17 protein-coding genes, 1 tRNA gene and 1 pseudogene are annotated in these 24,406 nt (G+C 28.6%); 16 read left to right on the forward strand and 3 right to left on the reverse strand.

Features of this window, described 5'->3' with window-relative positions; genetic code table 11:
* Positions 1-105: 105 nt before the first annotated feature.
* From bpuSUM_RS02845 to bpuSUM_RS02865, 5 genes and pseudogenes are all read left to right on the forward strand, one after another.
* A pseudogene (locus tag bpuSUM_RS02845) lies at positions 106-1,746 on the forward strand (chemotaxis protein CheA); the annotation flags it as partial.
* Between the two features lie 33 nt (positions 1,747-1,779).
* A complete protein-coding gene (locus tag bpuSUM_RS02850) occupies positions 1,780-2,931 on the forward strand; it encodes a CheB methylesterase domain-containing protein (protein ID WP_247065705.1) in 1,152 nt (383 codons plus the stop codon).
* Positions 2,931-4,703, forward strand: a complete 1,773-nt coding sequence (locus bpuSUM_RS02855; protein WP_247065706.1) for a BB0569 family chemotaxis protein — start codon at positions 2,931-2,933, stop codon at positions 4,701-4,703. The genes bpuSUM_RS02850 and bpuSUM_RS02855 overlap by 1 nt, the downstream gene beginning before the upstream one ends.
* A 37-nt stretch (positions 4,704-4,740) precedes the next feature.
* Positions 4,741-5,115: a response regulator gene (locus bpuSUM_RS02860; protein WP_025375568.1), complete on the forward strand. Its 375-nt coding sequence runs from the start codon at positions 4,741-4,743 to the stop codon at positions 5,113-5,115.
* A gap of 46 nt (positions 5,116-5,161) precedes the next feature.
* On the forward strand, positions 5,162-6,505 hold the full coding sequence (locus bpuSUM_RS02865; protein ID WP_247065707.1) for a Sapep family Mn(2+)-dependent dipeptidase: 1,344 nt from the start codon (positions 5,162-5,164) through the stop codon (positions 6,503-6,505).
* 133 nt (positions 6,506-6,638) lie between these two features.
* Here the strand turns inward: bpuSUM_RS02865 and bpuSUM_RS02870 are convergent.
* Together bpuSUM_RS02870 and pyrH are read right to left on the reverse strand one after the other, a co-directional pair.
* Positions 6,639-6,722: transfer RNA gene (locus tag bpuSUM_RS02870), tRNA-Leu, on the reverse strand.
* An 8-nt stretch (positions 6,723-6,730) separates the two neighbouring features.
* Positions 6,731-7,420: a UMP kinase gene (gene pyrH, locus bpuSUM_RS02875; RefSeq protein WP_247065708.1), complete on the reverse strand. Its 690-nt coding sequence runs from the start codon at positions 7,418-7,420 to the stop codon at positions 6,731-6,733.
* Between the two features lie 213 nt (positions 7,421-7,633).
* On the opposite strand from pyrH, the gene bpuSUM_RS02880 reads away from it, so the two are divergent.
* From bpuSUM_RS02880 to recG, 9 genes are all read left to right on the forward strand, one after another.
* Positions 7,634-8,698 (forward strand): glycosyltransferase family 2 protein, encoded by a 1,065-nt coding sequence (locus bpuSUM_RS02880; protein ID WP_247065709.1) that lies wholly within the window; start codon positions 7,634-7,636, stop codon positions 8,696-8,698.
* Positions 8,699-8,719: 21 nt separating this feature from the next.
* Positions 8,720-9,577: an ATP-binding cassette domain-containing protein gene (locus bpuSUM_RS02885; RefSeq protein ID WP_430644649.1), complete on the forward strand. Its 858-nt coding sequence runs from the start codon at positions 8,720-8,722 to the stop codon at positions 9,575-9,577.
* Complete coding sequence (locus bpuSUM_RS02890; protein WP_247065711.1) at positions 9,570-10,427, forward strand: ABC transporter permease; 858 nt, start codon at positions 9,570-9,572, stop codon at positions 10,425-10,427. The genes bpuSUM_RS02885 and bpuSUM_RS02890 overlap by 8 nt, the downstream gene beginning before the upstream one ends.
* A 285-nt stretch (positions 10,428-10,712) precedes the next feature.
* A complete protein-coding gene (pyrG, locus tag bpuSUM_RS02895) occupies positions 10,713-12,323 on the forward strand; it encodes a glutamine hydrolyzing CTP synthase (protein WP_247065712.1) in 1,611 nt (536 codons plus the stop codon).
* A 100-nt stretch (positions 12,324-12,423) separates the two neighbouring features.
* Positions 12,424-13,011 (forward strand): hypothetical protein, encoded by a 588-nt coding sequence (locus tag bpuSUM_RS02900; protein ID WP_247065713.1) that lies wholly within the window; start codon positions 12,424-12,426, stop codon positions 13,009-13,011.
* Between the two features lie 200 nt (positions 13,012-13,211).
* The gene (locus bpuSUM_RS02905) at positions 13,212-14,393 is read left to right on the forward strand and encodes a methyl-accepting chemotaxis protein (protein WP_247065714.1); all 1,182 of its coding nucleotides are present in this window, start codon (positions 13,212-13,214) and stop codon (positions 14,391-14,393) included.
* Between the two features lie 144 nt (positions 14,394-14,537).
* Positions 14,538-17,981 (forward strand): DNA polymerase III subunit alpha, encoded by a 3,444-nt coding sequence (dnaE, locus tag bpuSUM_RS02910; RefSeq protein ID WP_247065715.1) that lies wholly within the window; start codon positions 14,538-14,540, stop codon positions 17,979-17,981.
* An 11-nt stretch (positions 17,982-17,992) separates the two neighbouring features.
* Positions 17,993-18,565, forward strand: a complete 573-nt coding sequence (locus bpuSUM_RS02915; protein WP_247065716.1) for a YggT family protein — start codon at positions 17,993-17,995, stop codon at positions 18,563-18,565.
* 9 nt (positions 18,566-18,574) lie between these two features.
* Positions 18,575-20,638 carry an ATP-dependent DNA helicase RecG gene (recG, locus tag bpuSUM_RS02920; protein ID WP_247065717.1) on the forward strand — a complete coding sequence of 688 codons (2,064 nt, stop codon included), beginning with the start codon at positions 18,575-18,577 and terminating at the stop codon, positions 20,636-20,638.
* 2 nt (positions 20,639-20,640) lie between these two features.
* Here the strand turns inward: recG and bpuSUM_RS02925 are convergent, their stop codons facing one another.
* Positions 20,641-21,435 carry a M15 family metallopeptidase gene (locus bpuSUM_RS02925; protein WP_247065718.1) on the reverse strand — a complete coding sequence of 265 codons (795 nt, stop codon included), beginning with the start codon at positions 21,433-21,435 and terminating at the stop codon, positions 20,641-20,643.
* Positions 21,436-21,634: 199 nt separating this feature from the next.
* Between bpuSUM_RS02925 and bpuSUM_RS10060 the strand changes: the two genes are divergently transcribed.
* Entirely contained in the window at positions 21,635-21,826 is a 192-nt protein-coding gene (locus bpuSUM_RS10060) for an MATE family efflux transporter (RefSeq protein WP_247065719.1), read from the forward strand.
* Positions 21,827-23,043: 1,217 nt separating this feature from the next.
* Positions 23,044-24,387: an MATE family efflux transporter gene (locus tag bpuSUM_RS02935; protein WP_247065720.1), complete on the forward strand. Its 1,344-nt coding sequence runs from the start codon at positions 23,044-23,046 to the stop codon at positions 24,385-24,387.
* Positions 24,388-24,406: the final 19 nt, after the last annotated feature.

The following is a 24,406-nucleotide window of genomic DNA, read 5'->3' on the forward strand; positions in this document are numbered from 1 at the left end:
TTAAATACTGATTCAGTTTTAAGTTCTACTGAGGAAGATCGGATAAGTTTATCTAATGATTTGGATTCACAAGGAGTTCTCTTGGATTCATCTTTGGAGCAAGGTAAATTTGAGGATGAAGCTTTAAATGTTGAGACTAAAATTTATAAAATTCTTTTCTCGCCTTCAAGGGGGATTTTATTTCATGGTCATAAACCTATCAATTTTTTAAAAAAATTATTAGATTTAGGAAATGGACAAGTTAGGGCTAGGGTGAAAAACATTCCTGACTTGGAATTAATGTCTCCTGATAATGTTTATGTTGAGTGGGAAGTCAAGCTAGAGACAGAAGAGAATAAAAGTTCTATAGAAGATATTTTTATATTTTTGGATGGACAGTCAAAATTTGTTGTTGAAGAAGTTGATTCATCTTATGATATATCTGAAGCCTTTGAGCTTGATTCCTTAGTAAATAATTTAGATAAAGGTGTTGATGAAGTCTGCTCTAAAGAAAAACAGAATTCATCAAAAACAGAAGAGATATGTAATAAAACGGCTCTTAAGGGTGGAGCTAGTTTTAATGATGATACTGCTAAGAATAAAGTAAACATTGCAAGTATTAAGGTTAATTCAAAAAAATTGGATCATTTGGTTAATCTTGTTGGTGAACTTGTTACGATTCAGTCTAAGCTTGCAAAAGAAGCTGAGAGTAGTAATAATAATATTTTAAATTCAATTTCAGCTGAATTTTCTTTGCTTATTAATGAGCTTAGAGATTATACTACAGGACTTAGAACAGTTCCTATTGAGATTTTATTTGTAAAATTTCAAAGAATAGTTAAAGATTTATCTGCTCAGCTTGGCAAATCAATTCGTTATCATGCACAAGGTGGTGATACTGTTCTTGATAAAAGTATTATTGAAAGATTAAATGAACCTTTAGTGCATTTAATAAGGAATGCAATTGATCATGGCATTGAACCGTCCGAAGAGAGAATAGAGGCAGGAAAGGATCCGCAAGGTGTCATTAAGCTTTCTGCGCATCAATCAGGTGATTCTGTGATTATTATTATTGAAGATGATGGTAGAGGACTTAATAAGCATAAAATAATTAAGAGAGCTATAGAGAGATATATAATATCGGAGACTGTTTCAAGAACTTTATCAGATGTGGATATTTATAATTTAATTTTTGAACCAGGATTTTCAACAGCTGATGTTGTGACAAATGTATCAGGGCGTGGTGTTGGAATGGATGTTGTTAAAAAACAGGTAGAGTCTCTTAGAGGAAATGTGATTCTTGAGAGTGAATTTGGTAAATATACTCGCATAAAGTTAATTTTTCCTTTGACTTTGGCAATTATTGAAGGGTGGCTTGTTAGAGTAAAAGATGAACATTTTATTGTGCCTCTCTCTAGTGTTGAGTCTTGTCTTGAAGCTGATAAATTAATTTCTAAGGTGTATGGGTTTGAAAGTAATAGTAATGTTATGAATTATAGAGGAAGCATGATTAGCTTTATACGTTTGCGAGAGTTTTTTGAAATATCTGATGAAAAGAGTGATAGTGAGCATGTTGTTGTTGTTAATACAAATAGTGGTAAAATAGGAATTGTTGTGGATGAGGTATTAGGACAATATCAGACCGTTATAAAAACTTTAGGTAAAATTTATTCTAAAGTAGAAGGGGTTTCTGGAGCTACAATACTTGGAGATGGTAGTCTAGCATTAGTAGTTGATATTGATACAATAACTAAGGTTATAAGGTAATATTCTTTAACATAATATATTTGGGCTTTTATAATGAAAATATTGATAATTGATATTCAAGGTCTGATAAGACAGGTTTTTGTTAGGACTTTTTCTAAGGATATGAATGTTGAAATATTAAATCCAGGTTCTAATTCTTTAAACCTTATTAATGTTTTTTTACAAAAATTCCCCGATTTAGTTATTGTTGATGAAAATGCTGCCAAGTCTCATTTTGGGAATGCGCTTAGTAATGTTCTTAATAATATTTCACTTCCTGTTATTTTTATAGCAGAAGATGAAGTTTATCCAAAATTTGGTTTTCTTGAATCTAAGAGAGATAAAATTAAACTAATAATAAATAAACTTAATTTTAAACTTACAGTTAATTTATTTAGAAGTGATTATTTGGATTTAATAAAATCTGAGATCAAGAAACTGGCTGGTAATAAATTTATTGCTTCTTTTGAGACTAAGAGAATAAAAGCCCCTGATTCTTTTGTTAAGTTTGAGAGTAAAAAATCTGAAGGCAGTATTTCTGGTATAACAAAAAGCTATAAGGTTGCCGATGTTATTAATGTTGCTCCTAAGAATGATCCAGATGTTATTCTGAAATATCAAGGTGTTATTAATAAAAATAAAACCGGAAAAGTTATTTTTGTTGGTTCTTCAACTGGTGGTACTGAGGCTTTAAGAGTATTTTTAAAGTTTTTTAAAAGAGACTCGCCCCCAATTGTTATTGTTCAGCATATGCCAGGGGGGTTTACAACATCTTTTGCAAAGAGTTTGAATAATGAGCTTGAAATTGATGTAAAAGAGGCTGAAGATGGAGATATTTTAAGGCCTGGTCTTGTAATAATTGCCAATGGTCATTATCATTTAATTGTGAAGTATGCTAATGGGAACTATTTTGTTAATTTGTTAGATGGTCCTTTAGTTAGTAGACATAAGCCTTCTGTTAATGTTTTGTTTCGTTCCGCTGCTATGTATGCAGGGGAAAATGCTATTGGAGTTATGCTTACGGGAATGGGAGATGATGGTGCTTGTTGTATGCTTGAGATGAAGAGAAGTGGCGCATATAACATTGCTCAAGATCAGGTAACGTCTGTGGTATTTGGAATGCCTATGGAGGCAATAAAAATAGGTGCTGTAGATAAGGTTCTTCCTTTAAATAAAATATCTGAATATATTTTAAGGAGATCTTAATGGAAGATGATGTTAAATTTCTGGATATTGATCCGCATATTAATAAATTATTTGTTGAACTTGAGGTTTTTGATAGTCATTCAAGGCAAGTTTATGCCAGTTTAAGTAAATCAATTCCTAAATTAATAGAAAAACTTTCTAAAGATATTAAAGATTTATCTTTTAATATTGGGTTTATTTCTAATCTTGATATTGATAATGATTATTCTTTGAATAACTTTATCTCTAAAGTAATAAGGGTATTGAATGATTTTGTATCTTATTTTAATTCTTCAACCGAATTGCTTGAAGTACAGTTTAGCGTTATAAGAGATAAGGTTAAAGATATAGAGATTCTTGAAGATGTAATTGAAAAGATGAAGAGAAGTTCTATTGATATGGAAATAATGTCGATTAATACATTGACTGTTGCTATGAGGGCTGGGAGAGCAGGAGGTGCTTTTTCTTATATTACAAATGAGATTAAGACTTTAACTCAATCTATGATTAAGCAAGCAGACCAGCTAACTAGTAGGGGTAGGGATATTAAAGTTGGACTTGATCGTGCTAAGGATCAGGTGCTTGAAAATAATACGGCTGAGAATAAAATTCTTGAGGAATTTAAAGATAATTTGATTAAAAATATAGATGAGTTTTCAGGGGGTATTGGCGAAGTTATTGCTTTTTATGATAATGTATTAAGTATACTTAGTGAGTTTAAATTTAAGTTTGTAAATGCTGTGTCTTATCTTCAGTTTCAAGATAGGCTTACTCAGTCTTTGTATCATCTAAATATTATGTATTCAAGCATTGATGTTTTTAAGTTTAGAGATATAAGTGAGGTTCAGAAGTTAAAAGTCTTATCTGTTTTTACAAATTCATCCAGAATGATAGTTGAAGATGTTATTGCTAAGTTGGATGAAAATTTGATGGCTTTTGAAGAATTTATTGACACATCGATTTCTTCTATGCAGGTCATTAATGATTTAAAGTCAGATAATTCTTCATATATTGATATTTCAAGATCAGTTGAATCTTTTTCCGTGATTTTATCGAATTTACTTAAAAGGATTGATGATGTTGAAAAAAATAATTCTAATTTTTTAAATCTTTATTATGAACAGATTAAGCTTGTTAAATCTTTGGAATTAATGTTTTCGAATATTTCAGCTATCTCTTCTAGGTTTCAAAATATTAATATAGCTTCCAAAATAGAGGTTGTAAAGAGAGTTGAACTTGATGATATGGAAGGTAATATTTCTGAAATGTCAAAAATTATTAGTGATATTGAGCTAAATATTACCAAAGGACGAGAGTTTTTGTCCCAAATAATATTTTTCTTTGAAAAAGTTGTGAAAGATTGTGATAATAGATTTTATCTTGAGAGAAATTATTTTAACAAATTTAAAAAGCTTTTTATGGAAATAAAGAATAATATTTTTGAGATAAAAAAGATTGCTCTTGATCAGGTATTATCCTATGAAATCTTTCCAGTTGATTTTTTAGAAATATTTGAAGAAGTAAAGTTAGGTATTCATAATATTAAGAATTTGAGAATGGATCTTTTAAATCTTGAAAGGACTTTAATGGAAATGGACAATGATATTAATAGTACTCTTGATTTAGAGTTATTGAAAAATGGTCTTAAGTGTGTTGAAATTGAAGATAAAGAATTTATTCGCAGAATTGCTAATAGGTTTACTTTGTTTGTTCATAAAAAATATTTATTGTCTCTTATCGAGGATGAAAAGGACGTTCATTCATTTGATGAGGGTAGTGTAATTTTATTCTAACTTTTGTATACTTTTTATGTGGTTTTAGGAGCGTTACATGCAAAAAAGGATTTTGGTTATAGATGACAATAGAGCTATTAGGCAAAGTGTTGCTTACATTTTAGAGCAGAATGGTTTTGGAGTTTCTGAGGCCCAGGATGGGTTAGAGGGTGTATCTAAGTTTAAGGAAGCCGTTGGACAGAGTGATAAAGATTTTGATCTAATTATTACGGATATCAATATGCCTAATTTGGATGGAATAGGGGTAATTAAACAGATAAGGGAGTTTGGAAGTTTTGTTCCAATACTTGTTTTAACTACTGAATCTGAGCAGTCAAAAGTTGATGAGGGGCGTAAAGCTGGTGCTACTGGTTGGCTTGTTAAACCTTTCAATCCCGACACTCTTATGCAGACAATATCAAAAATATTTTAACTTTTCTTTTTAAATTGTCTTGCAGTTGTACTAAAGGTTTAGTTTTATGGATATTAAGTTAGAAAAACAATTTTATTTTCATTTAGGAGAGTTGATAAAATTTAATAGTGTTAACGCTTTTGCTTTAAAAAATAAGCCTTTTGGGGAACAAATTGATTTATGTTTAGATAAAGTTTTGGAAATAGCTAAAGATATTGGTTTTAAAGTTTATAGGGATCGGGACGGGTATTATGGTTTTGCTGATATAGGGCAGGGTGATGAACTTATAGGTATTTTGGCCCACATTGATATTGTTGATGCTGGCAATGTGTCTAATTGGCATTCAAATCCTTTTAAACTTGATTTTAGAGATGGTAAAATATATGCTAGGGGTGTTCTAGATGATAAAGGGCCTTTGATGGCTGTTCTGTATGCTTTTAAATTATTACTCTTAGAGGGGATTTTTTTTAATAAAAGGTTTAGGGTAATTTTTGGAACAGATGAAGAGGTGGCATGGCGTTGTATTGAGCAATATAAAATTAAAGAAGAGATTCCTGATTTTGCTTTTACACCTGATGGTGATTTTCCTGTTGTTAATGCTGAGAAAGGGTTATTGCAATTCGATGTTATTAGTGATGAGAAATTTTTTATGGATTTTGAGATTGGAACTGGATATAATGTGATTCCTGATGAGTGTTCTTTTGAGCTTGGTGATTTTAATAAAGATGATTTTAGAATTTTACTTGACAGTTTTGGTGGTAAGATTAGATATAAATTTTTTGATAACAATGTTTTAATTCATGGCATTTCTGCTCATGCTTCATTACCCGATCTTGGTGTTAATGTTGCTCCTTATGCATTAAAGATTATTAAATCTTTAGGTGTAAAAGCCGATTTTGTTAATTTTTTTGAAGATAAGATCAGTTTTACTATTAATGGTGAGAAACTGTTTGGTAAAGTTTTAGAAGATTCTAAATCTGGACAACTTACTCTTTGCTTGACAAAGGTTAAATTGTCTAAAACATCTAATCAAATTTTATCTTTTGATATGAGATATCCTGTAAGTTATAGACGAGAAGAACTGGTGGATTTGATAAAAAGAACTTTAAATTTATATTCTTTAGATTATCATGAAGTTTCTTTTCTTGATCCTCTTTATGTTGATTCTGATTCAAAGTTTATTGAGTCTTTGATTGAAGTTTATAAAGCCTTTACAGGTGAGAGTAATGTTAGTCCTATTGCTATTGGCGGTGCAACTTATTCCAGAGCTTTAAAAAATTGCGTTGCTTTTGGTCCATTATTTAAAGGCTCAGATAATACAGCTCATAAAACCAATGAATATATTGATGAGAGTGAACTTATGAATCTTATTTTAATTTATAAGGATGCTATTAAGGGACTTAATACTTAAGATTTCATCTTTAAAAGATTTAGTATCAATAATTCCGATTCATTTTATTAGATTTATTAATATTATTTAGCAGCCGGGTGTCTATTTGTATTCTTTCTTTTGGTAAATATTATTTCTTATTTAAATAAATTAATACCGGTAGTCGGAGTCGAACCGACACAAGGTTACCCTCATCAGATTTTGAGTCTGACGCGTCTACCAATTCCGCCATACCGGCAATAGTTTTTATTTTACTACAATAGTTCCTAAAAAATCATCATTTTTATCAAAAACTTTCTTTAAGTTTTGAAGATCAGTTCCATTTAATATGTAAGCTTTGATACCAAGCTTTAGTGCTAGTTTTGTTGCTATTGGATCAAACGGTAAATTTGAACCAGGCTCCCAGTTTTTTCCAACAATATTTTGTAGTTCGTTCCAAGTAATATTGCTTAATCCTTTTGCATCATTAAATTTTTTTGGATCTTTATCGTAAATTTGATTTACATTGGTTAAATTAATTATTTCATCTGCTTTAAACTTTTCGGCAAACTTTACAGTAATATAATCTGTTGAAAATCCTGATTTCCATCCTGATGCAATTACTATTTGTCCTTTAAAATGAAAATCCTGAGTTGGATCGCTTATAATATTGTCAATGCAGAGTGGTTGCATTGCTTTGCTGATAAGTTTGGCATTTAGTTTGGTTGCCATTATTCCAATCTCATCAAGTTCATGGTTTTTAAACTTAGGATTAATTTGTTTATAAGCATCTTGATATTCTCTTGCCGTTTTGCCTCCGCCTGTAATTAAGATAATTTTTCTCCTATTATCTTCTTGTACCCATTTGAAAATAAGATTTTTAAGATTTTTAATATATTCTATGTTGATTTTGTCAGGATTAATTATTCCACCTCCAAGGCTAATTATTTTCAGCATTTAAACTCCTTATTATTTGAGTCGATTATCTTTTTATTTAATTTGTATTATATAGTATTTATATCTAATTTGTTGGAAAATATATTTAAAATCATGTAAGCTTATTAACTATACTATGCAATATTTCCTTATGTCTTATAATTAAGAATATTTAGTATATTTAGTTATTAATCCAGACTTTTTGTTAAGATTGGTATTTATTTGGAGGGTTTTATGTATAAGTACAAGGTCTCTGTGATTATTTGTTTTTTTAATTCTGATAGTACCCTTGAAGTTATGATAAAGAGTGCTCTTAATCAAACATTAAGAGATAAAGAAATTATACTTGTGAATGATGGTTCTTACGATAATAGCTTAAAGATAGCTCAAAAATATGCTGATCAGTATGATTGTGTGAAAATTATTAATCAAAAAAATCTAGGAATATCTTCCTCTAGGAATAATGGCCTTGCAAAGGCAGAAGGAGAATATATAATTTATTGGGATAGTGATGATTCTGTTGAGAATACTATGCTTGAAGTATTATATAATAGAGCAAAGGCCGATAATTCAGATGTTGTTTGTTCTCAATTTTACGTTTACTTTATTGCAAGAAATATTAAGAGAAGATCTGCACTTCCTTTTCCAAATTATCCAATAACTGGAGAAGAGGCTTTTAAAAATTTATTATTAACTGTTTTTGCTAGTTTTTGTAAGAAAAATTTTGTTGTGGGTACATTATGGGATAAACTGATTCGAAGAGATTTAATTGTAAAAAATGATATCATAGTAAATGATGTAATATTAGAAGATATAGTGTTCATGCTACATGTTTTTTTAAAGGCAGATAAAGTTTCTTTCGTAAATAATTATTTTTATACCAACTTTCAATGGATGAGAAGTGCCAGTTCATCAATTAATGTAATTAGTAAGGTTTCTTTATCCCTTAAGGTTGTGGAAAGTTTTTTCAAGGAAGAGGGACTTTTTGAGAAGTATTTTGAATATTATAAAAGATTTTATTTACAGCTTTATTATTATATTTCTTTTAAGCAGATTTATATTATAGGTTGGCACATTAAAGATCGACTTGTTTATAAGGCGCATAAATCAAAACTTATTTCTGTTCTTGATGAGGTTCAAAATTCTAAGGAGTTTCAAGTTTATTATGCAAGTCTTAAGGAGGCTAGGTTTAGTGAGATTCAAATTTTGCCAAAAATTATGTTGAAAGTTTGGTATCTTAGTTCGAGACTTTATGTTAATTTTTCTCTATTTATTTGTAAATATTTTTTGAAAAATTAGTGTTTTATTATTGTATTTATTATGGACTCTTTTTACAATTTAACTAAAGGAGAATTTTTATTGAAAATAAAATTTATAGATGTCTCATTTTCTTATCATAAGATCAAAGTTTATTCAGACTTGAATTTAGCTTTTTCAAAGCCACAAACTTACTTGATTCTTGGCAAGAACGGAATAGGAAAAACTACTTTACTTAAACTTGTTAGTGGGCTTTTAAATCCATTAAAGGGAGAAGTTTTATTTAATTCTTTAAAAGTTTTTCCAAGAAATCCTTTAAATTTAGCGAATTTGTTTTTTGTGCCTGAAGAATTTGATTTACCCAGTGTTTCTTTAAATGATTATTATAGATCTTTGTATAAGTTTTATCTAAATTTTAGTGAAAAAGATTTTAAAGAGTACTTGTTGAAATTTGAGATAGATATTAATCTAAAGTTTGGTTCTTCTTCTTATGGCCAAAGAAAAAAGAGTATTATTGCTTTTTCTTTGGCTACAAATGTTCCTATTTTGATATTTGATGAACCAACAAATGGTCTTGATATTGCTTCAAAGAATGTTTTTAGAGATATTATAAGTAATTTAAAAAACAAAATAGTTTTTATTACAGGGCATAATGTTAGAGATTTAGTAGATATTGTAGATCATTTAACTATTATTGGTAATAATAATATTCTTTTTTCGAATTCAGTTTCTTATATTAATAATAACTATAAAGTTAGGATTGTAGATAAATTAGAAGGGGAAGAGCTTTATTATGAAAAAGTAAAAGGTGGATTTAAGGCGCTTTATTTTGGGAGTGGTTTTTGCGATGATAATGTTGACCTTGAGTTTTTCTTTTTATATATCACTAGCAATAAATTAAAGGATTTAGCTAATGTTTAGTTTAAAGAGATTTTTTTTGTTATTTAATTTTGATTTTGTCTGTCATAAAAAATTATATTTGTATTTTGTTGTTTCAATTTTTTTAGTTTTTCCTTTAATTTATATTTTTTTAAAAATTAATGGATTTATCGATTTAATTAATTTTATGTTGATTAATGGTGAATCATTTTTTTTCGTTTTGGTTTTTGTTGTATGTATTGTGTCAATATACAATATGTTTGATCATTATAAGCCGATTCATGATTTGCTTAAAGATGTATTTTATTTATCTCTGCCTGTTTCTACTCTAGAGAGATATTTGTTTGTTTTGGTTAAATTTTTATTTATTTTACCTTTGTTTTTAATTATTTGTGGTTATACAAGTCTGACTTTAACTATGTTATTGGATAAGAATTTTTTTGTGGGAAATCAAACAAATTATCTTTCCTTATATTTTGTTTTTTCCTTTTTTAAAGAGACTTATGTTATTTATTTTGTCGGATTTTCTATATTTTTGTTATCTAGAATTATGTTTAAAAATTATCCTTTGTTTGGAGCTATTGTCATTGGAAGTTTGTCTTTCACATTATTGGTTGTCTTTTTTTATTTTGTTATATTTTTTGTTAATACCTATTTGTTTAAAGTTGGGAACGATTTTGGTGGTTGGGGTGAATATTATTTTATTAAATTTATTTGTATGCTTTTTGCAGGATTTATTTATTTTTGTGTATATTTCATTCTTAAAAATTTAGGAAACTTAAATACTAAAGTTAATTTGAGCATTTTATTGGGATTCATATCTTTTTTTGCAGCGTTGTTCTTTTTTTTGTTGGCATTTTTAACTATTTTTGTGTACGTATTTCGTTTTTAAAATTTAGTAGTTATTATTTATTTAAATTGAGTGAATGTTGATTTTCATAGCTACTATTTTTTTATTAAAATGATATTTTAAAAGTAATTTTTGTTTATACATAAATTGTATTATGTGGAAAATTTATTTTTGTAAGAATAAAGAGAATATTATTCTTAAATTTATAAATTTTTTTGTAATTATATATCAGCCTTACAATATTGTTGTGGTGTTAAAGATTTAGATTAAAATGATTTTTTATCATTGGTATTGGTAGTTTGAACTTATTTTTTTTGGAGGATTTTGATGATAGATAATTTAAAAATTTTGGTGGTAACAGGTGGTGTGATTTCTGGAATAGGTAAAGGAGTTACATCTGCAAGTATCGCACGGTTATTTAAGGATGATTTGAAGATAACACCAATTAAATGCGATGGTTATCTAAATACTGATCCTGGTACTATAAATCCTGTTGAGCATGGAGAGGTTTTTGTTCTTGATGATGGTGGAGAGGTTGACATGGATTTTGGTCATTATGAGAGATTTTTAAATCTGAATTCTAAGTCTAATTGGAATATTACTATGGGAAAAATATATAAGAATATTCTTGAAAATGAGAGGCATGGGAAATATTTAGGGAGAACTGTACAGCTTATTCCCCATGTTACAGATGAGATTAGGGAGACAATTTTTAAAATTGCCAAAGAAGAGAGCAGTGAACTTTTAGTAATTGAGATTGGTGGTACTGTAGGGGATATGGAAAATATTTTGTTTATTGAAACAATGAGACAGATAAGATATGAGATTGGGAGTGATAATATTGCTTTTGTACACTTAACTTATATTCCAAGTCCTGTTGGAATAAATGAGCAAAAATCTAAGCCTACTCAGCAAAGTGTAAAAACTTTAAATAAAGCTGGAATTTTTCCAGATTTAATTATAGCAAGAAGTTCTCAACTATTAACAAAACAGATGAGACAAAAAATAGCAATGTTTTGTAATGTTGATACTTCATCCATTATTGATAATACTGATGTTTCAACTATTTATGAAATACCCATATCTTTTTATAAACAGGGATTACACGAAATTTTGGGTTCAAAGTTAAAAATAAATGTTAAGCCCAAGGTGGATGGGCTTGAGCGATTAGTAGGGATAATAAAGAGGAATCTTGTCTCTCCTCAAAGGATTGTAAATATTGCTATTTGTGGTAAATATACTGAGCTTGGTGATTCTTATGCATCAATATTTGAGTCTTTAATCCATGTGTCTGCTAATTTAGATATTTTAGTTAAAACAACTGTAATTGATAGTACTAATTTTGATGAAGGGATGTTAAAGGGTATAGATGGTGTAGTAGTACCTGGTGGATTTGGAGGGAGAGGATATGCAGGTAAGATTCGTGCAATTAAATATGCTCGTGAGAATAATATTCCTTTTCTTGGTATTTGTCTTGGCATGCAACTTGCAGTAATTGAGTTTGCACGTAATGTTTGTGGAATATTTGATGCTGATACTGAAGAGATTTTGTCTGAAGATAATTCTATATGCAATTCTATAACCCCTGTTATTCACTTATTGCCTGAGCAAAAGGAACTTAAAGATAAGGGTGCTACAATGCGACTTGGAGGCTATCCTGTTTTATTAAAGAAAGATACACTTGTTTTTAAACTTTATGGAAGTGAGATGATCGTTGAAAGATTTAGGCATAGGTATGAAGTTAATAATGATTATCTTGATTCGTTTAATAATCATGGATTTATTGTGTCTGGATTTTCTGACGATTTTCGGATAGTGAAAATAATGGAAATACCAAAGAATAAGTTTTTTGTGGCTTGTCAATTTCATCCTGAGCTTATTACAAGACTGGAAAACCCGTCTAAGCTTTTTGTAGGTTTAGTAAAAGCATGTCTTTGATTTCAAGTCATTTTATTTTGATTGGATTATTTAATGTATTTCATATATTTAGTATAGTTGGTATGTGAATTCTTTTAAGATATTTTGTTAGGGGGATAAGATGAAGGAAAGTGATATTAAAAAGGCGATTTCGATGAAAAGGTTAGTTAAATATTTCTTTGATGAGCTTAAATATAGAATGAAAATACCTTGTCTTAGACCAAGTAATAGAAATATGAGTAAAAAGTATATACTTCTTAATCTTTTAAGAAAGATAGCTAATCTGCCATTTAATAAACAATATGAAATTGAAGAACAATTTCCCCTTGATATTTCAGGGAAAGGCATACTTACAGATGCAGTGCTTATTAAGAGATTAGATTATGAGAGGTGTGTTATTACTGGTATTATTGAGGCAAGAGCAGAGCATGTTGATCTTGAGTATGAACTTAAGCGGTTTGTGATTCGAAGTGGTAAGATTAATGTTATTTTTTGGCAACCCAAAAGAACTATTTTAAAGCAAGATGAAGACTTAATTATATTAGATGCAGATGATATTTTTAAACTTGATAATGATTTTTATTTGCCAGTGATTAAAGAGAAGTTGGAAAATTTTATTAATATTTTTATGAAATTTTTCTCTTATGAAGATGTTTTATTTGAGTATAGTAAATTACACGGTAGATATTCTTTAGTTAAAAGTAAGTAAAATTTGTTATTTTTTAATATATGCAATTTAATTTGAGATATGGAAAATCTAATTTAGATATATATTAAATTTAATTTTAAAAGTTCGTGTTAAAATATTTTTTGTAAGTGTTTCTTATTAATTTATTATCTTTTAAAAGATCATTAAATTAAGTTGTTTTTATGTTGTTAGAAAATTATTTTTTGTGGTAAAATCTTTTCATGTATAAATTTTCGTTTTTTGATAAGAAAAAATCTGATATATCTAATTCATTTAAGGACGAATCTTTTAAAAATATAGAAGATGATAATCAATCTTTAAATTTGTGTGAATATAAGGTGTCTGTTAAAGAGATGATACAAGGTTTTTATCATGCTAGGTCTTCTATTAGTAATGTATTAGTTCGTATTGAATTTTTATATAAAAACTTATTCTTTAACTTTGAGAATATTGATAAGCTCTTTGAGTCGTTTATTGAGAAGACAAATAATGCCCGTAGTCAAGTGAGTGTTATTTTTGAAGATATTGAGAAGAATAATGAAGAAAAATTGAAAAAGGTTAGTGCTGTTATTGTAGGTGTGCAAGGAAGTTTGGAGACTATCAATAGTTTTTTAGGTGCAACTAATATGATTTCTCTTAATGCTAAGCTTGAAGCAGCAAGAGCAAAAGAGTATGGGAAAGGGTTTTCTGTTGTTGCTGATGAGATTAAACGGCTCTCAGATCAGGCAAAGAATGTTATGAGTATGATTTCTGTTAAAGAAATTGAACAAGTATCTAAGGATTTAATTTTTAAAAATATTAAGGAATTACAATTAGATATTGATAATTTTTTCTTAAATTTGATTGAAGAGCTTATCTCTCTTGGAGATTTATTTAAACATTTTGTTAGTCAGCAGAATGAATTTTCAACGTTAGTTAGTGAGCTTGAGAATGTTGAGGCTAGTATTTCTTATTTAGCAAGGAATTGTGATTCTTTGTCTAGTTCTGAAATTTTTATGTATTCTAATGATGAATTTTTAAAAGAATTGGAATTTAGCATTTCAGAACAGATGTCTTGGATGAGTATTGTAAGAACAATTGTTGAAAATCAAAAGAGCATGCCCATTCAAACTGATCCTATGAAACATGGATTTGGATTATTTTATAAGGGACTTATTCCAAGAGCTTTCAAAGTTAGAGCAGTTTGGAAAGATATTTATTCTTGTTATTTAAATATACATAAACTTGTTGTTGAGATAGTAAAAGTATTTGCACAAGATAGTGCTAATGATATCGATTTGAAGCGCGCAAAGGATTTGTTGGTACAAGCTGAAGGTTTATCAGATGAAATTGTTAGTAAACTTGAATCTGTTAAAAAAATAGTGGTTGAATCTGAAGATCAGGGTATTAGTATTTTTGCATAATTTTATAATTCATTATTCTTTTTAATCTTATTTTTTAAGTGGTTTAAGTTTAATATTTAAAGGTTTATTATATTTAATGTTTTGGTTTAGGTTAAGATATATCTATTAAAAGTCAAGTTTTATTGTGATAAAATAAGTGTAAGTATGGGTTTACAAGTTAAGTTTGTTCATTTACATGTACATTCAGATTATTCTCTTTTAGATGGAGCGGCCAAGATTACAGATATTGTGACAAAGGCTAAAAAATGTAATATGTCCCATATTGCATTAACAGATCATGGCAATCTTTTTGGTGCTATGAAGTTTTATAGAGAAGCAAAAGGGGCAGGAATAAAACCCATCATTGGTATGGAAGCTTACATGTCAAGTACCTCAAAGCATATAAAAAAGAATGATGAATTTGGAAGACCTTATTATCATTTAATTTTTCTTGCAAAGAATGAATTAGGCTATAAAAATTTATTGAAATTGACAAGTATTTCTTATCTTGATGGATTTTATTATCGTCCAAGGATTGATAAGGAAGATATTGAAAAATATTCAGAAGGACTTATTTGTACGTCTGCATGTATTGGTGGGATCATTCCTCAATTAATTCTTGCAAATAAATTTGATGATGCAAAGAATGAAATTCTTTGGTTTAAGAGTGTCTTTGGTGATGATTTTTATCTTGAACTTCAGCGTCATGGGATTAAACAACAGGATATAGTTAATGAAAAATTAATTGCTTATTCTATAGAGCTTAATGTTTCACTAACTGTGTCTAATGATTCTCACTATGTGAATAAAGAAGATGCAACAGCTCAAGATATTATTGTCTGCATTGGAACGGGTGCTAAGAGAAGTGATCCTAATAGACTTAAAATGGAGACTAATGAGTTTTATCTTAAAACTCAAGAGGAGATGTGTAAACTCTTTAGGGATTTGCCAGGGGCTTTAGCAAATACTTTAAAAATTGCTGAAAAATGTGATGAATTTGAGATTAAATTTCCAGGCCCTATTTTTCCTGAATATCAAGTACCTAGTGAGTTTGATACTCTTAGTCAATATTTAGAGCATTTAACACTTGAAGGTTTGAAGTTTAGATATGCAAATGTAACTGATAGCATTAAAGAGCGTGCTTTTTATGAGCTCTCAACAATTATCAAGATGGGATTTGAGGCGTATTTTTTAATTGTTTGGGATTTTATAAAATTTGCACATGATAATGATATTCCTGTTGGTCCTGGGCGTGGCTCTGGAGCTGGTTCTATTGTTGCATATGCTCTTAGAATTACTGATATTGATCCTTTGAAATATAATCTACTTTTTGAGAGATTTTTAAATCCTGAACGTGTATCTATGCCTGATTTTGATATTGATTTTTGCTTTGAAGGTAGAGATGAAGTTATAAAGTATGTTACAAGAAAATATGGTGAGGATAAGGTTGCACAGATAATTACTTTTGGAACTTTAAAACCTAAGGCTGTATTTAAAGATGTGGGCAGAGTGCTAGATATTCCTTTTGCAGAGTCTAATGAATTAACTAAGCTTATTCCCGATGGTCCAAAAGTTTCCTTAAGAGAAGTTTTCAAAGATAAAGCTTTAAAGGCATATTTAAATAAGGGAGCTGTTTATAATGAGTTGATGGAAGCGGCGCTTGTTCTTGAAGGCATGAATCGATATGTCTCAACTCATGCGGCAGGTATTGTGATTTCTAGAACTCCTTTAACAGATTATGTTCCACTTTATAAGGATTATAAGCAAAACACAGTTTCTACACAATATACCATGGACTTGTTAGAGGATTGTGGTCTTGTAAAGATGGATTTTCTTGGACTTAAGACATTGACTTTAATAAAGAATGCAGAAAATCTTATTAGGATTACTAATCCTAATTTTAGCATTGCTAATATTTCTGATAGTGATGTTAAGACTTTCAAAATGCTTTCTGAGGGACGTAGTGCATCTGTTTTTCAATTTGAATCTGAAGGTATGCAGCAAGTTTTAAAAGAAGCAAAACCTGACAGTATTGAAGATTTGATTGCTTTAAATGCACTTTATCGACCAGGTCCTATGCAGTTTATACCTCAATTTATTTCGGCTAAGACAGGAACTAAGCGGATTAGATATCCTCATCCGGATTTAAAAGAAGTTTTAAAGCCAACTTATGGAGTTATTGTTTATCAAGAACAGGTAATGGAAGTTGCAAGGATTATTGGTGGATTTTCTCTTGGGAAAGCAGATATTTTAAGACGTGCAATGGGAAAGAAGAAAGAAGATGAGATGAATAAAATGAAGGTTGACTTTATAAAAGGTGCTCTTAGTAAGGGTTATGATGAAGTTCTTGCAAATGATATATTTGAGCTTTTAAAACCCTTTGCTGGTTATGGCTTTAATAAATCTCATGCAGCTGCGTATTCTTTAATAGCTTATCAAACAGCATATCTTAAGGCCAATTATCCTGAGAATTTTATGGCTGCCAACTTGACAAATGAGATTAATAATACTGAAAAGCTGTCTTATTATATTGAAGAAGCGAAATCGATGGGGATCAATGTTTTAAAACCCGATATAAATCAGTCTTTTAAAGAATTTAGTGTAGTGGGATTGAATATTTCTTATGGTCTTAATGGGATTAAGAATATCGGGGGGATGATAGTTGATCTTATAATTACTGAAAGGCAAAAAAATGGGGAATATAAATCTTTTGAAGACTTTGTTAGAAGAGTGGATGATAAGGTTATAAATAAAAAATTTCTTGAGGCCGCAATAAAGTCTGGACTTTTTGACAGTCTTGGTCAAAATAGAAAAACACTTTTTGAAAATCTTGATAAATTAATAAATTTTGTAATAAAAGATAGGAATGATAAAAAACTTGGCCAGAATAGTTTATTTGGCTCTCAAGACGCTATTCAGCAGAGTTTTAATTATCATATATTTGAGGAATATTCTTATCCTGAACTTTTAAGATTTGAGAGAGAGCTTTTAGGTTTTTATGTATCTGGGCATCCTCTTGACCATTATAAACCTGAACTAGAACACTTTACAAACTTTAATGTTTTAGAGGATCTTGCTGTTAAAAAAGATACTACTGTTAAATTTGCTGGCAGTCTGAATGCGGTAAGGGTTATTCGTACTAAGAGAAATAATGCTAGGATGGCCTTTGGAGTTATTGAAGATTTTAAAGGTGAGATGGACATTATAGTTTTTGCTGAAAATTATGAAAAATATAATCATTTATTAATTGAAGGTGATGTGATTGGTGTTATAGGTAAGCTTAGATTTGAAAGAGATAAATTTTCAATAATTGTTGACAAAGTTTTAAGTATTGAAGAAATTTCTGTAAATAATGTGAATAAGATTAATAATCTTCATATTAAATTTTCTGATGAAAGACTGGGTGATTCTCATCTTCTTTATTCTCTAAAGGATGAAATCTTTAATCTTGAGGATAATACTGGGTTTTCACATGTTTATCTTTATTTAAAAAATGATGATAAAAGCTTGAAACTTAAAATGGATTTGACCTTAAATTTTAAGCCTGATGAGTTTAAACTTAATGAGTTAAGATGTCATAAAATAGTGGAGGATGTTTGGTTTGATTAGGAGGATTAGTTGTGATAATAGAGACTTTAATTGTGTTTTTACACATTTATAGAATTTTAATTTTGATTAGAATTTTTCTTAGTTGGCTTGTATCTTCAGGAATTAATACTAGTGCTTTTTTTAGATTTATATATAATTCAACAGAACCATTTTTATCTATTTTTAGGAGGATTCAATTTTTTCGGTTTGGTATATATGATTTTTCACCAATTGCAGCTTTAATTACTCTTTCAATAGTTGAGAAAATGTTATCTTATGGTGATTATAAACTTTCTACATTTGTTATATTGTTTATTATTGAGGTTTGGGGAATATTGAGAAGTGTTTTTTTTGCTCTTATCTTTTTCTTTGTTTTGAGATTAATATTTTTATTTTTGCACTTATTTGATGGTACTGATTTCATGAGAAGTGTTGATTCATTTTTAATGCCATTGTCTGTTAAGATAAGCAATACGGTTACAGATAAAAATATGTCTTATACAATTAATTTAATTGTGGCAGGAGCATTGTTGTTGGCATTTATAATTATTTGTGAGCAAGCTATATGGGCTATTAGTATTTTAGGCTTTTATTTGCCATTTTAGGGATTGTTCATGTTTTTACATGAATTTCAATATGATTTACAGGGTATAAGTGGTCTTGGTAATAAGGGAATTGATAGATTACATAATCTTAACATTACAAATATCAAAGAACTTATAGAATATTTTCCTAAAAAATATGAAGATCGTCAAAATATAAAAACTTTTCCAGATCCACTGGATGTGAGAAATTGTGAACTCATGACAGTTTTTGTTGTTTTGGAACGTAGAAATTTTGGGAGTAATTCTAAGAAAAATTTAAAAATTATAGCTCAGAGTGAAAATAATGAAATATTTGAAATTCTTCTTTTTAATCGGGGATTTTTAGAAGGGGTTTTTAAGGTAGGTCAAAAATTCTATATTTATTCTAAATTTAATTACAATGATTATACTCAAATGTGGACTTGTTCTAATTTTGATAGTGAAGTGTTTAGTTATAATCCTGAAAGATTTAAAAAAATTATGCCAGTTTATTCTCTTGGTGAAGGACTGACTTCTAAAAAGATGTCGTCTTATGTAAGAGAAGCTCTTATTTATTTTTTAAAGTTTGGGAATTCAGACATCCCTGGTTTTTTGATAAATAAGTATTCATTATTGTCTATTCATGAAGCTTTAAATGAAATTCATTTTCCAACTTCTCTTGAAATGCTTGAAAGAGCAAAAAAGACTTTGATTTATAGAGAAATTTTTTTGCTTCAGTTTTTTTCAAGAGGGAAAAATTCTTTGGTTTTTTTAAGAGAAGAAAAGCATCTACCTATGAATTTGCTTGATCAAGTTGTTTTAAAATTGCCATTTAGGCTTACAAAAGATCAGGAAGTTGTAATTAATGAAATAATTGATGATCTTAAAAGTAATAAGCCAATGAATAGATTATTGCAAGGTGATGTTGGAAGTGGCAAGACTCTTGTTGCGTTTCTCTCTAGTATTCCTTTAATTGAAGCTGGATATCAAGTTGCATTGATGGTCCCTACTGATCTTTTGGCACGTCAACATTATAATAATCTATCAAATATGTTAAAAGATTTTAATATTTCAATAGCTCTTTTGACTGGTAGTTTGAAAACGAAAGATAGAAATGATGTTTTAGAAAAAATTCAAAGTGGCACGTGTAGTTTAGTAATTGGGACTCATGCTATCTTTTCTCAAAGAACAAAATTTAAAAAATTAGCTTATGTTATTATTGATGAACAGCATAAATTTGGTGTTGAGCAGAGAGAGAGGCTTAAAAATAAGGGAAAAGAAGTTGATATGCTTTTAATGTCAGCAACTCCTATTCCTAGAAGCTTAGCTTTGACTCTCTTTGGTGATCTTGAGGTATCTTTAATTAAGAGAGGTCCTGCAGGCCGAAGGCCTGTTACTACTTATTTAGCAAAACATGGCAATGAAAATAAGGTATATGAATTTTTAAAAAATGAGCTTGGAAAAGGACATCAGGTCTATTTTGTTTATCCTCTAATAACATCTTCAGAGAAGTTTAATTTAAAAGATGTTACTAGTATGTGTTTAAATCTTAAGAATATTTTTGTTGAATATTCTGTTGCAATGGTTCATTCTAAGCTTGAATCTCATGTTAAAGAAGAAATTATGCGTGATTTTTATTTGAAAAAAATAGATATTTTAGTTTCAACAAGTGTTATTGAAGTTGGTATTGATTGTTTAAATGCAACTTGCATCGTAGTAGAGCATGCTGAGCGTTTTGGACTTTCTGCTTTGCATCAGATTAGAGGGCGTGTTGGTAGGGGTAGCTTAAAGTCTTTTTTGTTTTTACTTTATAAGGAACCTTTAACAGAAGCGGGAAGATTTAGACTTAAAACTATAAAGGAGAATATAGATGGTTTTAAAATAGCAGAAGAAGATCTTAAATTAAGAGGTCCTGGAAATTTATTTGGTCTTGAGCAAACTGGTTATTTGAAACTTAAGATAGCTGATTTTGTTGAAGATAAAGAAATTATAAGTTTGATTAGAGAAGAACTTAATATGTTTTTTTTAAATAAGGCTTTTTATGATAAAGCAGATATTGAATTACTAGATAGTCTTTTAGTCTCATATTTAAGATTTGTTAATAGAGATAATTAATATTAGTTTGTATATTTTTGAATTAAATTTGAAATTTCTTTTTTATGTTCATTCCAAAACTTGAGAAGTTTATACTGTAAATTGTTGAAGTATTTTTTTTGCAAAATGCATGCTTGTTTACCAATATACATGTAATGCCAAGGCTCTGATTTATAACCAGTTTCTATTTCATGATCCTTTGGATACGATAATGAGAATCCATGCTTGAGTGAATTCTCATAAAGCCATTTACCCGATTTTGTATTTAGTAAATTATCATCTATTTGGATGAAATCTATGGTTGTTCCTAGTTGGTGTTGTGAGTGATCAGGAATTGCTGATTGGATTTTTGCTAGCTTAAGTCCGTAAGTTTTTACATTATGTTCAAATAAAAATTTTTGATATTCTCTTGTTCTGTATGCTGACACTATTTTTATTTGTAAGCCATTTTCTCTTCCTGCCTTTATAAGATTAGTTAAGTCGTTTATTAATATTTTTCTTAACTTTAAGCTTTTTTTTCCAATATTTTTTAATTCTTTGAAATCTTTCAAATAAACTAAATCAGTTGGGTTGTATCCCTTAGGAATTGGAATTTTTTTGTTTACAAATATTAAGAGGTCATTCTTTTCAGCTTCAAGTAGTGGTTTGAGTTCTTTTATAAATTGAATAGGTTTTTCTTTTATTTGTTTTTGATAAGACTTATCTAAAATTTTTATAGTTTTAAATAACCTTTTTAGGTCTTCTCTTGATATTGTGTTTGTTTGTAAAGTTAAGTTATTAATTAATAGTATTATTGAAAATATATTTAATGCTCTCATAAAAATGTAATTATATTATATATATAATAATTTGTTTTTATTGTGTGAATAATTTTTATTTATAAAAGTGATAATCTAGATAAGATATGCTGATAAAGTTTAACAATTATCGTTAAATATTAGGAAAATTATTGGAATTGGCTATTTCTATAGTTTTTTAGTCTTTTTTATTTCAATTGGAACATTTTTTGATAATTATATGATTGCTTATTTAGGATCTGTGCAAGTTACAGGGACTTCTCTTGCTAATAGGATAACTTTTCTTTATTTTATTGTTATATTTGCATTGGGTACTACGCTTAGTGCTTATGCTTCTCAAGCATTTTCTAATGGAAAATTTACACATGTTAACAGGCATTGCTTATGCTTTAATAATTGGAATTACTATTGAGATTATTTTTTGTATGTCCTTTGTTTTTTCAAAGGAGCTTATTAAACTATTCATATAAAAAAACGAGTCTTTAAATTTTGGAATGGATTATTTAAAAATTGTTTCTGTTTTTTGCATTTTTATGTCTTATTTTTTTATCTACCATGGGTTTTAAGAGTGTTAAGGATATAAAACTACCTTTAGTTGTTGTTATATTTCTTGTATTAATGAATATTATTTAAATTATATCTTAATTTTTGGGTTTAATATGGGAATAAGAGGGGCTGTTTGTACTATTTTGCTTGCTAGGATTAGTGAATTTGTCTTTTATTTTTTTATAATCTTTTGAATGTAAAGTTTTATTAAGATCTTAAAGTAAGTGATTCCTTTGTGTCAAAAAGTTTTAAAGTGACTTATTTAAAGATATTGATTCCAGTTTTTTTACATGAAATCTGTTGGGTTTTAAGCATAACTATTTTGCATGCTTTTTATGTTCGGCTTGGAAGTAGTGAATATATATCTTTTACAGTAAGCGTTTAATATTTAGATTTATACTTTGTTGTGATGCATGGGATGGGAGTTGTAACTGGGGTTATTATTGGGTATTTGATTGTAAGTGATAAGGAACGGGTTTAGAGCATTGGGAATATTTTTGGCAGTTGTTGGAGTTATTTTGAGATTTTTTGTGACCTTTATTCTTTGCTTAACATCTAAAATTGTTCCTATTATTTTTAGTAATTTGGATTCTTCTGAATTTGTTAGCATTTTTATCTCTATTTTTGCAAGTATTATTGTTTTTTAAGGATTTTACAGCTCAGACACTTGTTGATGTTTTTAAAGCCAGTGGAATTCTTAATATTTGTTTTTTTATTGAGGTGGGAATTATTGTTTTTTATACATTTCCAGTTGCTTATTTTTTAGTTTTCTTTACAAATTTTATATTTTCATTAATAGTTTTTATTGTCAATCTTGAAGAGATCTTTAAAAATATATTTATTTTAATAGAGTTTTTTAAAAATAATTGGATAAAGGACATTTATTATGGGGCACTGACTTAATTTTTAAAATATATTATAATGACAATTAGGATATTGTATGAGCATGCATTTAAAATTCATTTTGATTTTATTTAATAAAGGAATTCCCGCTACTTTTTTATAGTGTATTTGTTTAAGTTGAATTTGTCTGTTTTTTTTGATAATTTGAAAACTTGCTGTTTTTATGTTTAGGAGGAGGTTATGTATTCATTAAGCAAATCCAAGAAAAGCAGTGTGTATCAAGATATTTTAAATATTGCGGTTCCAACAGCCATTGAATTCTTTTTGTTTAATGTTGTTGCATTGACAGATAATATTATGGTGTCTTACCTTGGTGATTATCCTGTTGTTGGAGTTTCTCTTGCAAATAAATTATTTGAACTCTTTAGTACTATTGCCTTTACCGTAATGGGAGCTTATAATATATTGGCAACAAGGCAGTATGCCCAAGGTGATATTGATAATTTTAAAAATACGTTTTTTATCAGCATTTTAATTCTTTTATTTTTTTCCTTTTTATTTATAGTAATTTCATTATTTTATTCATATTTTGTTCTTGGGTTGTTATCTGATGACCCAGTAGCTATCTCTTATGGAGTATCTTATCTTAATATTGCTGTTTATTCTTTTATATTTGCAGTTGTTAAGGGAATTATTGCTAATTCACTGAAAGTTGTTAAAATAACCAAGATTCAAATTGCTACTTCTATTATTTCAGTTATTTTAAATGTGGTTTTTAACTATTTATTTATTTTTGTATTTAGTATGGGGGTAATTGGTGCTGCTATTGCAACTACATTGGTTAGATTAATTGAGCTTGTTTTTTATCTCCTTTATACTGTTTTCAATATAAATTCACATTTTTACCTTAAGATTAAAAATCTAAAAATCAATCCTGTGATATTTTCTGAGCTAATTAAGGTTTTTGTTCCAATTTTCTTAAATGATTTTATTTGGTATTTGGGATATTTTGGTTTAATTGCAATCTTTTCAAGAATTGATACGGTTAAATATGCAGCTTATAGTATAACTTTTTCTACTTATTTTATCGGTCTTAATATAACTTATGCTTTTTGCTTTGCTGTTAATATTGTGATGGGGCATGAGATGAATAATAATAAAAGGGAAATAATGTCTGTTGCAGTATATCTGGGTAAAATAGGTTTTGTTTTGGCTTTTTTGACTTCTCTTATAATATTTGCTTTATCATTTATAGTGTCCCATATTTTTTATAAATTAGAGCATGCAGATCTTATGGGAGTTATGCTAAGATATTATGCTATTTCAGCTTTTTTTACTTCCCTTGCGTTTCAATATTTATTTGGGTTTTTCCGAGCAGGTGCAGCTCCAAAGTTTGGGGCTATTATGGAATGTTCTGTGACTTTCATTTATACAATTCCTGTTGCATATTTTTTGGCAAATTATACTCAAACTCCATTTGAACTTATTGTTTTTATTCCAACCCTTGAAGATGTAATTAAGTTTGGTATTTCTCTGCCTTATTTTTATAGTATGAAGTGGATTAAATCTATTAAAACAGGTTAATTATTTTGTTATAATACTT

Origin of the sequence: Borrelia puertoricensis (assembly GCF_023035875.1) — a bacterium.
GTDB lineage: Bacteria > Spirochaetota > Spirochaetia > Borreliales > Borreliaceae > Borrelia > Borrelia puertoricensis.